The organism is Treponema bryantii (assembly GCF_900111035.1).
GTDB lineage: Bacteria > Spirochaetota > Spirochaetia > Treponematales > Treponemataceae > Treponema_D > Treponema_D bryantii_C.
In genome coordinates this window covers 492,538-506,297 of sequence record NZ_FOFU01000001.1, presented here as the reverse complement: position 1 = coordinate 506,297, position 13,760 = coordinate 492,538, and the positions used below count along the sequence as shown (strand labels likewise).

14 protein-coding genes are annotated in these 13,760 nt (G+C 36.7%); 13 read left to right on the top strand and 1 reads right to left on the bottom strand.

Annotated elements, in window-relative coordinates; genetic code table 11:
• Positions 1-213 precede the first annotated feature (213 nt).
• From gpJ to BMY21_RS02225, 13 genes are all read left to right on the top strand, one after another.
• The gene (gpJ, locus tag BMY21_RS02285; RefSeq protein ID WP_074640488.1) at positions 214-7,878 is read left to right on the top strand and encodes a TipJ family phage tail tip protein; all 7,665 of its coding nucleotides are present in this window, start codon (positions 214-216) and stop codon (positions 7,876-7,878) included.
• Between the two features lie 12 nt (positions 7,879-7,890).
• Positions 7,891-8,433, top strand: coding sequence for a hypothetical protein (locus BMY21_RS02280; RefSeq protein ID WP_074640486.1), 543 nt, complete (start codon positions 7,891-7,893; stop codon positions 8,431-8,433).
• Positions 8,434-8,473: 40 nt separating this feature from the next.
• Entirely contained in the window at positions 8,474-8,716 is a 243-nt protein-coding gene (locus tag BMY21_RS02275) for a hypothetical protein (protein WP_074640484.1), read from the top strand.
• Positions 8,717-8,843: 127 nt separating this feature from the next.
• The gene (locus BMY21_RS02270; protein ID WP_074640482.1) at positions 8,844-9,083 is read left to right on the top strand and encodes a hypothetical protein; all 240 of its coding nucleotides are present in this window, start codon (positions 8,844-8,846) and stop codon (positions 9,081-9,083) included.
• A 126-nt stretch (positions 9,084-9,209) separates the two neighbouring features.
• Positions 9,210-9,641, top strand: coding sequence for a hypothetical protein (locus BMY21_RS02265; protein WP_074640480.1), 432 nt, complete (start codon positions 9,210-9,212; stop codon positions 9,639-9,641).
• Between the two features lie 276 nt (positions 9,642-9,917).
• Positions 9,918-10,538, top strand: coding sequence for a hypothetical protein (locus BMY21_RS02260; protein WP_074640479.1), 621 nt, complete (start codon positions 9,918-9,920; stop codon positions 10,536-10,538).
• A gap of 129 nt (positions 10,539-10,667) precedes the next feature.
• Positions 10,668-11,000: a hypothetical protein gene (locus BMY21_RS02255; protein WP_074640477.1), complete on the top strand. Its 333-nt coding sequence runs from the start codon at positions 10,668-10,670 to the stop codon at positions 10,998-11,000.
• Positions 10,997-11,362 carry a hypothetical protein gene (locus tag BMY21_RS02250; RefSeq protein WP_074640475.1) on the top strand — a complete coding sequence of 122 codons (366 nt, stop codon included), beginning with the start codon at positions 10,997-10,999 and terminating at the stop codon, positions 11,360-11,362. Before BMY21_RS02255 ends, BMY21_RS02250 begins: the two co-directional genes overlap by 4 nt.
• 1 nt (position 11,363) lies before the next feature.
• On the top strand, positions 11,364-11,738 hold the full coding sequence (locus BMY21_RS02245) for a hypothetical protein (protein ID WP_074640474.1): 375 nt from the start codon (positions 11,364-11,366) through the stop codon (positions 11,736-11,738).
• A gap of 314 nt (positions 11,739-12,052) precedes the next feature.
• Positions 12,053-12,343 (top strand): hypothetical protein, encoded by a 291-nt coding sequence (locus BMY21_RS02240; protein ID WP_074640472.1) that lies wholly within the window; start codon positions 12,053-12,055, stop codon positions 12,341-12,343.
• A gap of 11 nt (positions 12,344-12,354) precedes the next feature.
• Complete coding sequence (locus tag BMY21_RS02235) at positions 12,355-12,621, top strand: hypothetical protein (protein WP_074640470.1); 267 nt, start codon at positions 12,355-12,357, stop codon at positions 12,619-12,621.
• Positions 12,599-12,817: a hypothetical protein gene (locus BMY21_RS02230; protein ID WP_074640468.1), complete on the top strand. Its 219-nt coding sequence runs from the start codon at positions 12,599-12,601 to the stop codon at positions 12,815-12,817. Before BMY21_RS02235 ends, BMY21_RS02230 begins: the two co-directional genes overlap by 23 nt.
• Positions 12,814-13,227 carry a CHAP domain-containing protein gene (locus BMY21_RS02225; protein ID WP_074640466.1) on the top strand — a complete coding sequence of 138 codons (414 nt, stop codon included), beginning with the start codon at positions 12,814-12,816 and terminating at the stop codon, positions 13,225-13,227. Before BMY21_RS02230 ends, BMY21_RS02225 begins: the two co-directional genes overlap by 4 nt.
• A 1-nt stretch (position 13,228) precedes the next feature.
• Here the strand turns inward: BMY21_RS02225 and BMY21_RS02220 are convergent, their stop codons facing one another.
• Positions 13,229-13,759 (bottom strand): hypothetical protein, encoded by a 531-nt coding sequence (locus BMY21_RS02220; RefSeq protein WP_074640463.1) that lies wholly within the window; start codon positions 13,757-13,759, stop codon positions 13,229-13,231.
• Position 13,760 lies beyond the last annotated feature (1 nt).

Here is a 13,760-nt window from a genome sequence, read left to right as displayed (position 1 = left end):
TGTCTTTGTGAAGCAATTACAGACGTTGATCTTGAAAACTCTGTAATCTTTGTAAACGGAATCCGCAAGGAAAAAGACTATAAACTTAAAGACGGTGATACTTGTGTTATAAGACAGTACCCAAGTGCAGTCGGAACTATTTCTGTTGCTTCGCTTATTTATGCTACACTTATTGGAGTTGCTGTTCTTGGTGTTAGTGAACTTGTTGTTAGAATGGTAACAGGCAAGGGGTTCGCTGAATTACTTAAAGAAGGATTGAAAAAATGGCTTACTCCAGATGTAGATACTGCTAACAATCAAGAAGAAATAGAAAATCTTCCTTCAATACAAGGCTCGAAGAATCAGAGTGCTTTAGGAAAGTGTATACCTCTTATTTTAGGAAAGACTTATTTTGTTCCTTATGTAATTGGAAAGCCTTACACAACAATAAGTGGAGAAGACGGTGAAAATATGATATATCACTGTCTGTATTTAATCGGATATAACAACCTCGATATAAAAGATGTAAGTATAGGAAACGAAGTTCTTGCAAGTAATATAGGAAATGTTGAGAACGGTGCTCTTGAAATTACATCAGAAAAATATCCTTATGAATACATTGATCCAGTTACAGGCGAAGTAGACCCAGAAAAATCAAGTTACACTCAACTTGAAATACAGCAGGGAGCGAACGAAGTATCTTTGTATAATCAGAAAGTTGTACAAGAGAACTTTAATGCAGAACTTAAGAATGTAGAAGGAAATGCAAATTATGTTTATGCGTTCTCTGCCCGATATGCAAATATAGTAGAACTCGAAGTGTCTTTTGCAGGTCTTATCGGATATAACGATAAGGGTGAAAAACAGGATGCAGAAGTTGATGTAAAAATCGAGTATTCTCTTGATAACGGGAACACTTGGATTGTAGGTGATAACGTGGGTCAGAAGTGGAAGATGTCAGAATCTACAAACAGAGGTATCTACGACCAAGAACACGGATATATGGTATTCAAAAACCAAAAGGCAAAAACCTTAAGATATGTTTACCGTATTGCGTTCCCAAAGAGTGATATAAAGACTTGTGAATCGAAGGTAATCGAGTTCAGAATCTCTCGTTGTAATCCTTCAACTACAGATTCTGCACAGATAATAGACAAGTGTTATTTTACTGCAATTCGAAGTTGGTGCTATGATTATTCAAAAACAGATTGGGAAGGTCAATCAACAAGTTATGAAAGACAAGCACCTATGAATGAAAGAGAAAGAAACAAGACTGCAAGACTTGGATTCTCTATTAAGGTAACTGATGATTTACAGAGTAATTTTGATAAAATAAATCTCGTCGCTACTTCAAAGGCAAGAACATTCGATGGAACAGGGTGGAGCAAAACTCTAGCGCCGACACGAAACCCAGCATCACTTTCTTTAATGGTAATGACAGGAGATTATAAAGACCCTATATACAGATACAATCTCACAGAAGGTATTGATTATATGGAGTCAAACAAAATCGACTTACAGCAGTTTGGAGAACTGTATGAACTCTGTGAAGAAACAAGGACATTTGCAGGAGGCATTTCCGATAAACGTCATTATTGTGACGGTGCTGTATTAAATAGTACAAAAACAATCGACCTTGTAAACACTATTTTACAGACCGCAAAGAGTTTTATTATCCTCAACGGAAAGAAGTACGGTATTTATACCGATAAGCCACAGTCTATACCTCTGCTTACTTTGAATAATAACAACTTGTTATCGCTTACACTGACAAAGAGTTTTGATGTACTTCCAGACGGTCAGAGTGTAAAGTACATTTCTGCGTTGAATTATTATCAGCAAGATACAATTGCAGTAAAACCTTACGGAAGTCCTGCCTTGTCAAGTTCTGATGTTCTTGAGAATGTAGAAATGCCATATATTTCAGACCCATATCACGCAAAGGCATTAAGTTTATATCAGCAGGCTTGTAAGAAATTAAGACCAGAAACCCTTCAAGCAAAGGTAACTACCGAAGGTTCACTTGCTGAAATTGGTAGTCTTATAACAATTCAAAGCCCTATAATCAGCGTTGGTATCGGAGAGGGTGGAGAAGTTGTAGAACTTATCAAGAACGATAACAACCTCATTACAGGTATTAAAACCGATGTAAAGTTCACAGTTGCTCATGTAAACGAAAATTATGGTGTTCAAATAAACGGTGTAAACACAAACGGAGAACCTGTAATCATAAAGAAAAAACTTGCTAGATTCTCTGCATCGGGAGAGCACAATGTACTTATGTTCGATAGTGCTGAAACTGCAAATAGCATTATAGAAGAAGGAGCAGTATTATCATTCGGACTCTATGGAACAGAAACAATTGAAACTCTCTGTTTCGGAAAGAAAGAAAATGGTGACGGAACTTATGAATTAACGCTCATTCCTTATAATGAACAGATTTATGATGCAGATAGTATTGTTGTAGACGACTTTGATCCGAAAACCACTCTCCCAAATCAGAGCGGACTTCCTATAAATTACGGAGATGTAAGTACTCCTGCTTCACAATCAGACCTTGCAAATGCCATTGGAGAAACCATTGGAATAATCGAAAATGGTGGAACTGCTACACCAGTTGCTCCGTCAAATGCTACTGCCGTTGCAAAGGAAAGCGGAATCTCTGTTAAATGGGAAAATGGCGGTGCTACTCTTAATGATAGTGTAAAGAATTACCTCGTTGAAATAACAAAACCGAATAATGTAGTTCAGACTTTTGTAACTTCTGAAACATTCTATGATTATATTTTTGACCGAAGCACAGACGGTTATCCTACAACCTCTCAACTCTCGAATTGGTCAATAAGAATCAGAACAATGAATGTGTACGGACATTATTCTGATTGGGTAAATGTTACTCTCGACCTTACTCACTATCTTACTTGGCAACCGACCGCACCGATAAATGTTACAGCAACTCCGTATAGAGATTATATCAATATCACTTGGAGTTGTGATACAAGTAGTGTATTCGGTGTAAATCTGTACACAATAAAAAGAAACGGTGTTGTAATCGCACAGGGCATTGGAGGATTCTCATATCGTTATAATTTCAACAGAGAGAATAACGAATATCCAGAAAAGAGCGATTTTGATACAAGTGCTTGGAACTTTACTGTTACTGTGTCTAATCAGTCGGGATTGTCTGCAACTTCTGCAAATGCAACTTATGATAAGACTCATTATAAAACTTGGCACTTTAATGCTCCAACACTTACAGCAACTCCGTTCGAAGATTACATCGAATTGAAGTGGTCTTTAAGTGGAGATTTCTACGGAACACCTTCATTCAGCGCAAGTGTAAACGGAACACAGAAAATTACAGGAACTCGCAGTCTTACATATTACTATTACTTCGATAGAGAAAATGACGGCTATCCAGAGATTGATGACATCGAAGATGATTGGATATTCTCTGTAACCGCAACATCCGAAGCGTATACGCAGACACAGAATACTTATACTCTTGATGATACTTATTATAAGACTTGGGAGATTGCAACTCCTGTAATCGCTCCAAAGGCTTATGAAAAATATATTGAGATTCCTCTTGTTGCAGACACAGAAAGTTACGGCACTAAGTTCTTCGATATTTATGTAGATAACACTTTAGTAGCATCAGATGTAACTCTCGAATCGTATCAGTATGCTATTCAGCCAATGCTTACCGCAACAGTACAGGCTCTTAGCATAAAAGTAAGAGAGAAAAATGAAGCAGGCTATTCTGACAGTGCTGTTGTACACCCAGATGTTACAGGCTATCTTGGTTACACTCCGACAACTCCTACATTGAATATCACATCTTCGGGCAGAAGTGTTACACTTCGTTGGACAGAACAGAATAATATCTACGGAAGTCAAGGAGTTCTCATACAAGTTGCAAAAGCGTATAAATTAGTGAACAATGTTTATACACCTATCACAGATCCGTCAGAATTGGTTTGGTATGCACCTGCACTTGGCTTGAATCCTTATGAAAGTTTGGATAACTACAAGCAAGGAAACGAAGGTGAAAAACTTAATGTTGCAACAGGAACTACCGTTTCATTCAGCGTACCACTTTACGGACAGCCAAACGCAAGTGTTCACACTCTTTATGCTTACCGCATTAAAGCAAAGACAATTCTCGCTGAAAGTTCTTGGAGTTCTATTACTTACATTGAAGCAAGAGCAACTTCTGCACAAGACGTTGTAAAGGCTTGGGAACTTAATAATCAAGGAGAAAAAGTCCGCTTAGACGGTGCATTAGGAGTTCAGCAGATTTTCGTTGAAGAACTCGCCGCCTTATCAGCAAACCTTGGATATATTACTGACGGTGCTATGCAAGGCGACCAGTACAACTATTGGGCTGTAAATGATACAGTAATAGATGAACACACGCTCTTAAGAAAAGGTTCTTTCCGTGTTGGTGGTGAACATCAGTATATTCAAGTTACACCACAAATTGAAAACGGAGTTCCGACAGGAGAATATGACATCGACTTCGTAATTAACGATTTCCGAGTAAGTGCGACAGGTGATGTTACAGTAAACGGAAACGCTTTTACAGTATACGATGAAGATGAAAACATAATCTTCCAAACATCGAGCGAAGGTAACTCGATTATGGTTGAGGAAGGAACATATAAGTCTGGACAGTCAAAAACAATTAGTTCTGAAACACTTAGCCATGCTTACTATTTTAGCCTTCCTAATTCTTCTGATGTATATAGAGTAAGTATTGGTTCTTCAAAAAAACTCAAAGTTTATAAAAATGAATCTGTTGTTGATGAATACCAATTACACGATACAGAAGAATTATATTTCCATAAAATTTACGGAACTTCTTCTAAAGTGTATATAGGCTTTGATTTGTCAACAGAAGTTACTTGGCTTTTGTTTAACATTTCTACTCAAAGAATAGAAACTTTACAAGGTTTAAATCAGTCAATAACTTTCCCATTACCATTTGAACTTGATAATTATGTTTTAGCTCGTAACAATCAAGATAAACTATGTGTAGTTAATATATTAAATCCATCTTCTGTTTTTGTAACAGATATTGACTTAGAAAACGACTTTTCCAATCTAACAGTAAATTCTGTAGGGGCTTATGATGGATATTTTTATATTCTTGTTTCTGGAAGTAGTAGTTTAACGATGCAATATATAATAAGAATATCTACTTCTGGAACTACTACTTGGAGTGGTTATTATGCAGTTTTTAATGGAAGAGAAGCATTCTTTAGTGAAAGTGAAATGACTCACCCATGTACAATTATTGGGGATTCTGGAAAATTATATATTTATGGAGATTGTAAACTTCTTGAAGAAGAAAATGAGGTATATTCTGATACATATGCAGTTGTTGTTGGTGTAATAACGCTAAGTGATGTAACTTGGAATAGTTGGCAGTATTGGAATGATGAGCATTATTCAGCAAGCATTATACATCTTGACGTATACAAAACACCTTTTGACAGTGCAATAAATATTGACATCAATTCTTTTATTTCTGATAAGACTTTTGCAGTTCCTTTCCATTCTAATTCAATTGATTGTGTTGCTTGGCTTAAATTTCAAATAAATGCAATATATCTTAATCAAGAACTTATCGATGTAAATAACATTATTGTAGCAAGTATAGATTTTGAAAATACAACTCCAGAAATACATACTTGGTATACAGTTATAGGTAATGTTGTTTTTGAAGGTTCAAGAAATATAACTATTCCTAAACCAAGTAATCCTATGGTTTCTGTGTATCAGTATATTAGTATGATTTACTTAAATGCTTATGTAAATCATAATAGTCAAGTTGTTTATTATGATTATTATACTTTGTATTCGGTGGAGTTCTTAAAAGCATATCTCTATCCTTACGAAACTGTTACAGGAAGAAACACTTACGGAACAGGAATAGGATTTACAAAAATCTTATATGATTCTGAATTTAGAACATACAGGTACGTTCTTGAATCTGGTGCTACTTTGGAGTTTGATGAATATGGCAACCTTATTACGTCAAGTTCGCAAGGTGCAAAAGGTGACAAAGGAGACAAAGGTGACAAAGGAGATGCAGGTGCAACTCCTCAAATTACTGCAGTAGCAGGTGCTCATATTAACGAAGTTGGAACTCCAACAGTAACTCAAAGCGGAACAGCCGAAGCACCAGTATTTACATTTGATTATCTCAAAGGGCAGTCTGGTGCAGGATCAGAAACCGCAGAGAAACTTGAAACTGCTAGAAACCTTAAAGTAGCACTTGGCTCAACTAGTGCACAGAGTTTTGACGGCTCTGCAAATGCAGAGAGTATCGGTGTAAGCGGTACACTTCCTGTTGCGAATGGTGGCACAGGACAGACTACTGCAAAAGACGCTTGCAATGCTTTTATCAACGCTCTTGATACAGGTAGTTCTACTCCAACAGATAATGATTACTATGTTTCACAATATGTTAACGGTGGTACTACTATAACAACATATCACCGTAGACCTATGAGTGCTTTATGGAACTACATCAAATCAAAGATACAGTCTATTGCATTGACAATTGGTTCAACTGCTTCTGCAATTGCAGAAACTTTATATGGCTCTTTTACAGTAAAAAATAGCAGTGGAACAACAACTGCAAGTATTTCGCAGGCAGGGGCAATTACAGGTTCAAGTGCAACAATAAGTGGTGATATTCTTGGTTCAAATGTTCCCTATTTTGGAACTGTATATTCAAGTAATACATACAGCAGTGGTTATTATGAAATTGCAAGGCTTGAAGGAGCTGCTGCAAGTGGAAATCATAGTATAAGTATGGAAGGTACAGTTATTTCAGATAAAATAGGAACAGTTACAATATCAGATTTCTATGTCTTTGTTCGAGGAAGTAACGCTACTGTTAGCACAGCAATATTTAACTGTGTAGGAAGATATTCAAATGCAGACCTTACTGCAACTTATGAAGTTTTTGATACAAATAAGTTCAGAATAAGACTTTATGGCAAAATTACAGGAAATTATCATAGATATAATACTGTTATAAAATATGCGTCTACAGGAGACGTATCAGACAGAGCTTCAAACAGAACTGTAACCTTTCCTAATACTTATGTCACAGCTGTTGTAGGTACATCTATTACCAAAAATGTAAATTATGCTGGCAATATAACAGGTTCTTCGGGTTCGTGTTCAGGTAACTCTTCAAGTGCAGATTTTACAAGAGGAACTGCATATTGTACAACTGCAAGTACAGAACAAGCAAAGGTTGCAAGTATGCGTGGTTTCGTATTAGCAAGTGGTGCAACATTCCCTATTACATTTACTAACGCTAACTCTTATAACGGAGTAATTACGCTTAATGTAAACTCAACAGGTGCAAAGAATATTTACATAAACAATCTTGTTTCTAGTTCATCAAATAAGACGCTTCCAGCAGGAACTTATCTGTGCAGATATAATGGTTCTTATTATTACATTGATACAGAATATTTTGTAACCAATGCTAGAAATGCTGCAACATCAACTTGGACAAAAGGTGAAACAATGCGACCCACAACCGCAAACCTTTATCCAAAATCAACAAATGGTTCTCTTACACATTTTTTGGCAACCAGCACAATGACTACAGAAAAACCAGCAACTGATGGTCATATTATTCATATGTCTTGGGATAATAATGGTGGTTGGGGAGCACAGATGTTTTTACCAGACTCAGCAACAGGAGTTCCTCAATATAGAGCTGAAGCAGGTGGAACTTGGACTGCTTGGAAGAACTTTATCACGGCAGATAATATTGGTTCACAGACAGTTGCAACTGCTACAACTGCAAACAAAATCAGAACATCCGCACCAAGTTCTCCTGCTAATGGCGATATTTGGATTGAGTAGAGAGGTGAAAATATGGCAGTTGATTTTTTACATCCTTTATGCTATCGGAAAAGTGGAACTACTCATAAAATATTCGGTCATACTGCTAAATCAGAATTGACTGATACGTCAAGAGCATTGGCTGTTAAAACGAGTGACGGTATCAGATATTTCAATGCAGTTGATGTAAGTGCTACACAACCTGACCTTAACTTAACAGGTTTACAGTTAAGCAGTTTGAGAGATTTCAAGACTACAAAGAATAATATTTACTCAACGGTTGGTTGTGTACGAATGAGTGTTACTAAGACAGGTTTTTTTGCCTACTATAAATTGGGACTATACATAGTTGGCGGAGTAACATTTCAACAACCTCTAAATATAGTAGGTACGTTTGGTTCACATACAATAAATCAGTCAATCACATCGAGTGGAATTGAGACTCCATCAACCGTTTCAGCAGAAGCAAACATTACACTTACAATTGATGGAACTTCATACACTAAAACTATACAAAGAACTTTTGATAGTAGTGTAACTGATTATATAATACTTACGAGCAGTGTATCTCCATAGTACAGTGGAGAGCATAATAAAATATTAGGAGGAATAAACTATGACCTATTTTGTTTTTGAAACTGCAACAGTAGAAGGACAAAGAGCAAACGCTATTACTGTGAAAGAAAAGTATGAGGATGCTCTTATGCTGTTTCATCAGATAAGAGCGAGTGTTCTTGCAAATCCTAAAGTAACTTATTCACTCACAATGGTTATTGATGAGCAGGGAAGTGTTATTCATCAAGAAAGTAGTAATTCTGAATCTGAACAAACCGTTGAAAATAACGATAATACCCAATAATCTTAAAGGCTGTTAGTTATTTTATATTAAACATCTTGCTTAAATAACAATTCAAGTTGCGATTCAAGTCAATTCAACTACCTTCCTAATCAGTTTTGATTTACTGTTATAATGGGAGGTGTTGTAAATGAGTGCAACAGTTAGGAAAATAAATGTTTGGTTTAAGACTGCTACAAGAGCAGATGTAAATGACTTGTTAGAAAAGATTGTTTTGTCAGATAGGCAGACACGAATCTTTGAAATGTTTTATCTGAAAAGGCAGAACATTGGTTTTATTGCAGATACACTTGGATTCAGTGAAAGGGTTATATGCGAAGAACTGTATTTGATTCGTGATAAAATAGAAAGGGCTATACAAACTGCATAGCCCAATGTCTTTGGAAAATGAAAACCCAATTCAAACCTAAGACAGTAATTTATCGGCATAATTTAAGCAGTTATTCAGCATTTCTTAATAACTCAATAGTGATAGCATAATCATCGAGAGGTGATTATGTACCCATATCAGCAACAGTGGTTACCGTTTCCGCCACCACAACCACAACTTAATTCTCGTTTCGTTACGAATATCGAAGAAGCAAAAGCATCTATGATTGATGCAGTATCTACAAATCTGTTCGTAGATACAAGTACAGGAAAAATCTACTTGAAGAAATTGAACAACAATGGACAGGCTGATTTCTTTGTATATGCAATCGAAGAACAGAAACCACCAAAAGACCCACTTGAAGAAATCAATACACGACTGACAAAAATAGAAAACTTTATTGGAGGACTAAATGATAAATCCGTTTCAAATGATGTCGGCTATGCAAAATCCGAACCAGTTCCTTACTCAACAGTTGCAAAACCGAATGAACCAAATGATGAAGCAAAATCCACAGGCTTTCCAAAAGATGCAGGAAATGGTTGGCGGAAAAAGTGAGAATGATATGAAACAGACTTGTATGAACCTTGCAAAAGAGCGAGGAATCGACTTGAAGCAGTTTGCAAGTAACTTCGGAATTCAGTTGTAAAGAAATCCTTTACAACTGAAAAAGTCATATTTTACGTTGGAAAAGCAAATGACAGTCAAATAAGATTTACTGTATTTTGCCCTAAAATGCCCCGAAAACACGGTATTTTTGCCCCATTTTGACAGTACAAGCAAGTTACAGTCAAATGACGGTCAAATAAAAACTTAATATAAAAGGAGGTGCTTATGACAGTAAGTGACAATGGCTCACCAATGATGTTCGGAGGTGACGGATTCGGTGGCTCTGGATTTATTTGGGCTTTCCTTATCTTTGCTTTGCTTATGGGTAACGGTGGTTTCGGTTTCGGTGGAAATGGTAACACCAATGCTCTAAGTGCTGATATGCAGAGAGGTTTTGATGCACAGAATACAACCGCAAATCAGAGAGAAATCCTGTCAGCAACCAACAACGTTTACCACGATGTAGTTACAAATCTTGGAGACAAGTATTCTGAACTTGCAAGAGACATCGCAGGTGTAAACGCAGGTGTATCACAGGCAATCGCAAATCAGTGCCAGTTGAACGGTGACTTGAAATTGCAGATGTCAGAAGGATTCGGACAGAATCGCTATGACGGTGCTATGAACACAGCAAGTATCAACGCTGTAACAACCGCACAGACCCAGAAGATTCTTGATGTTCTTGCACAGAACAAGATTGAAGCATTACAGGGCAGAGTAAACCAGTTGGAAATGCAGAACGCACTCTGTAACGTAGTACGCTATCCAAATGCAACAACTTACTCGGCAGGTGGTAGTCCATTCTGCAACAATTGCGGATGCAACGGTTATCCGCTTTACAACTAACTGTTCCCATTTTGGAAATAGTTCAATTCCCTTAAAGGTGACGATTCCGCTTGTATAAGCGTAGACATATACATTAAGGGAAGTTTGCTGAAATTAGAGGTAAACTTCCCTTATTTTTTGGGAGGGCTTATGATAGACCCTTGTATTCCAAGATACAGAGCGACAACAGTTGCAACCACAGGTGGAGTAACTACTATCACACTTCCTGCAACTGCTGAAATTGAAAACGGACAGATTATTGATGTACTTCTTGCGACTGCAATTCCAGACGGAACAGACGGAACGCAGATTACAATTACAAACGGAACAGTGACGGGCGATTTGATGAACGGTAACGGTAACTATCTTAGACCTTATCCGCTGACATCAAGAACAGTAATTCGCTGTCAGTATTTATCTGATCCAAGCCATTTTCAGATTATCCAATTTTTCGGAAGAAAGTTTAGGAGAGTTTGCGTATGAAATGCGTTGAGGTTCTGAAAGAAGATTTCAAAGAAGCATTATCTCAAATAGACTTCGAAAACGCATATGACCCATATTCAAGGACTTTTATGAAAGCGCTGTTTATCGGTCAGTTGCTTATGGCTTGCGAAGAACTTGAAGATGATGTTGAGGAAGAACTTGACGGAGCAAGAAATTATTGGGAACTGTATCAGCAGACAAACGATGTGCAGTACAAAGAAATGGCACATGACGAATTGCGACACGCAGGAATCCTTATAAAAAAACATCTTGTAAAGGCTGATGAAAGCGAGAGAGAGCATCTGAACAGACTTGAAGAAGAACGTCAGAAGATGCTTAAACTTGTAAAGACGGAGGTGTAGTATGTATACTAAGAAACAGATAGCAGATGCACTTGTAAAGTTTATTCACAACGATTTGATAAATGACATTGATGATAAACATTCTAAGTTTTCACTATGTATGGCAAAGAAAGCATTGAGAGAGAATCAAGATATTCTCGATTATTTTCTTGAAAGTCCTGTTGTTTCAAGTGTAATCAAAGAACAAGACGGAATGTATGATATTGATGTTTTCGCAAAGACATTAAAAAATGTGCTGAACGAATATGATTCATATTCAATTACAATTCCGAAAATTCCTATGTTTGCTCCGAAAGATTGTGTGATTAAAATTACATCTGCTGATGTTGATAAAATTATATCATATCTTTCAAACGAACCAGTTTCGGTTGCGTAGTAAAAGATTATGATGTAGAATAATTGCAGAGGTGGGTAAAGCAATTATTCAGAGTTACTTTTAATCGCACTTGCGACAGTAGGTGTAACAGAAATCATTAAGAATCTTATACAGAAAGGCGGTAAGCGTGTTTGGACACTTGTAACCATTTTGGTTGGTGTCTGTATGGTGCTTATCGCTTTTTATTTGCCAGAGAAGATTCTTTATGGAATTATCGGAGTATCGGGAGCAACGATTTTCTACGATACTGTATTTAAGACCTTCCAAAAGTTATTTACCAAGAATGAGAGTAGTGAAAGTGACGGGGGCGAAAAATGAACGGTGAAGTATTAACCAATGTAATTGGTACTGTCATTTATTTACTTCCAGTTTTAGCCCTTGTTTGGAAAGGGGCAAAACTCACTTCAAAACTTGAACAATTGGAAAAAGACGTGGAAGAAAAGACATCTAAGTTTTGCAACGACCATAAAACATTACAGGCAAAAATCGAAGAAGAAAGAAAGTCTACCGATAAAAGTATCGATGCAATTATGCTCACTCTTACTGATATTCAGAAATCGTTGGTAAGAGTTGAGACCAAATTGGAAGAAAAAGAAAAGAAATAAAGGGGGTGCTTATGTCTGCATCTGTTATTGCTATATTGGTTTTATTAGGTTTGTTTCTTGTAGTGTTGATATTATTTATTTGTCAGAGAAACAAGAATAAAGAATTGAAAGACCGATTGGACAGAAAAACAGAAGCCTATAATGGACTGTTAGAAGAGTTCGACCTTTATCGGAAATCAGAACAGTTTAAGCATCAGAAAGAGGAAGAAACCAATGAAAAAATTGATGATTTGCACAGTGGTAAGTTGTCTGCTGATGACATCTTGCCAAAGCGTTAAGGTCGTTTATAAATATGTAATTCCTAATTACGACTGTCCAAAATTCCCTGCTCTTGAAAGAACAATCAACGAAGATGAGTCTTGGAACATCCCGAAAGAGTCTGTTGATTTGCTTGCAGAGTTCTATTTAGAGTATTCAAAACTCGAGGCAACAATTAAACACGATAAAGAATTGTATGGAAAGGTAGAAGAATGACATTGACCACATTTATTAACACTTATCTTGGGAAGAAAGTAGATTATAAGGATAAGGATTTTAAGGGAGACGGTTCATTTCAATGTGTTGATTTGGCTCGCCAGTATATTCACGATGTTTACGGTGTTGAGCAATTTCCTGCTCTTGGTGCTGATGGTGGTGCAAAGGATATTTTCGATAAATGCACCAATTTGAATGTTACTGTAGATTCCGCACTTGCCGATTACAGCCGTGGGGATATTTTAATTTGGAATAGCAGTAAAACCAACAAGTACGGGCACGTAGCAATTCTTATTGCAATTTACAATACTAAGTATTTTATCGTATTGGAACAAGACGGTTTCAAGCAAGACGGAGTTAAGTTTGCTTTTAGAAGTAGAGAAAATCTCCGTGGTTGCTTGTGGAAGTAATTTAATCGTTCTGATTTGCGTAAATCAGAACACCGTCTCTGTTTATTGCATAGGTTAGGTGCAAACCGTCATTAGACACTTGGAAAAACTCACTTGATTTTACGACACCATTATCAGAAAGGTATGATACTTTGTAATAATCATCTGCGAACTTTATAATTTTATATCTGTGAGTACCTTCGCTTGAGAATGGTGTTGTAAACGCTTTTGTATTCCATCCTGTCTTTTTAATATGGCAATAACCGTTATCATAAAAGTCGTATTGATATGTAAACTCTGCACCAGTCATTCCTTCATAGCGTTCTTCTGATAAATAATAACTACCTATAATTCCCGAAGTGCCTTCTGTTCTAGGATAAAAACTATTTGTTGTAGTAATTTTAGATGTGTTTTCAAACGCAATATTGTCTGAATCCCATTCACTTCTAGGGATTGCTGTTTGTTCTTCTGACGGAGGCTCTACAGTGCTATTATGTGGAGATTTACACGATAACAGAGAGATACACAGTATTCCGATAAATAGTTTTTTCATA

Coding starts and splice junctions, on each gene's coding strand:
- BMY21_RS02250 (WP_074640475.1), top strand. CDS start 10,997: ATGAAATGCGTTGAGGTTCTGAAAGAAGATTTCAAAGAAGCATTATCT.
- BMY21_RS02240 (WP_074640472.1), top strand. CDS start 12,053: ATGAACGGTGAAGTATTAACCAATGTAATTGGTACTGTCATTTATTTA.
- BMY21_RS02220 (WP_074640463.1), bottom strand. CDS start 13,759: ATGAAAAAACTATTTATCGGAATACTGTGTATCTCTCTGTTATCGTGT.
- BMY21_RS02235 (WP_074640470.1), top strand. CDS start 12,355: ATGTCTGCATCTGTTATTGCTATATTGGTTTTATTAGGTTTGTTTCTT.
- BMY21_RS02260 (WP_074640479.1), top strand. CDS start 9,918: ATGACAGTAAGTGACAATGGCTCACCAATGATGTTCGGAGGTGACGGA.
- BMY21_RS02230 (WP_074640468.1), top strand. CDS start 12,599: ATGACATCTTGCCAAAGCGTTAAGGTCGTTTATAAATATGTAATTCCT.
- BMY21_RS02245 (WP_074640474.1), top strand. CDS start 11,364: ATGTATACTAAGAAACAGATAGCAGATGCACTTGTAAAGTTTATTCAC.
- BMY21_RS02225 (WP_074640466.1), top strand. CDS start 12,814: ATGACATTGACCACATTTATTAACACTTATCTTGGGAAGAAAGTAGAT.
- BMY21_RS02275 (WP_074640484.1), top strand. CDS start 8,474: ATGACCTATTTTGTTTTTGAAACTGCAACAGTAGAAGGACAAAGAGCA.
- BMY21_RS02265 (WP_074640480.1), top strand. CDS start 9,210: ATGTACCCATATCAGCAACAGTGGTTACCGTTTCCGCCACCACAACCA.
- BMY21_RS02270 (WP_074640482.1), top strand. CDS start 8,844: ATGAGTGCAACAGTTAGGAAAATAAATGTTTGGTTTAAGACTGCTACA.
- BMY21_RS02255 (WP_074640477.1), top strand. CDS start 10,668: ATGATAGACCCTTGTATTCCAAGATACAGAGCGACAACAGTTGCAACC.
- BMY21_RS02280 (WP_074640486.1), top strand. CDS start 7,891: ATGGCAGTTGATTTTTTACATCCTTTATGCTATCGGAAAAGTGGAACT.
- gpJ (WP_074640488.1), top strand. CDS start 214: ATGGTAACAGGCAAGGGGTTCGCTGAATTACTTAAAGAAGGATTGAAA.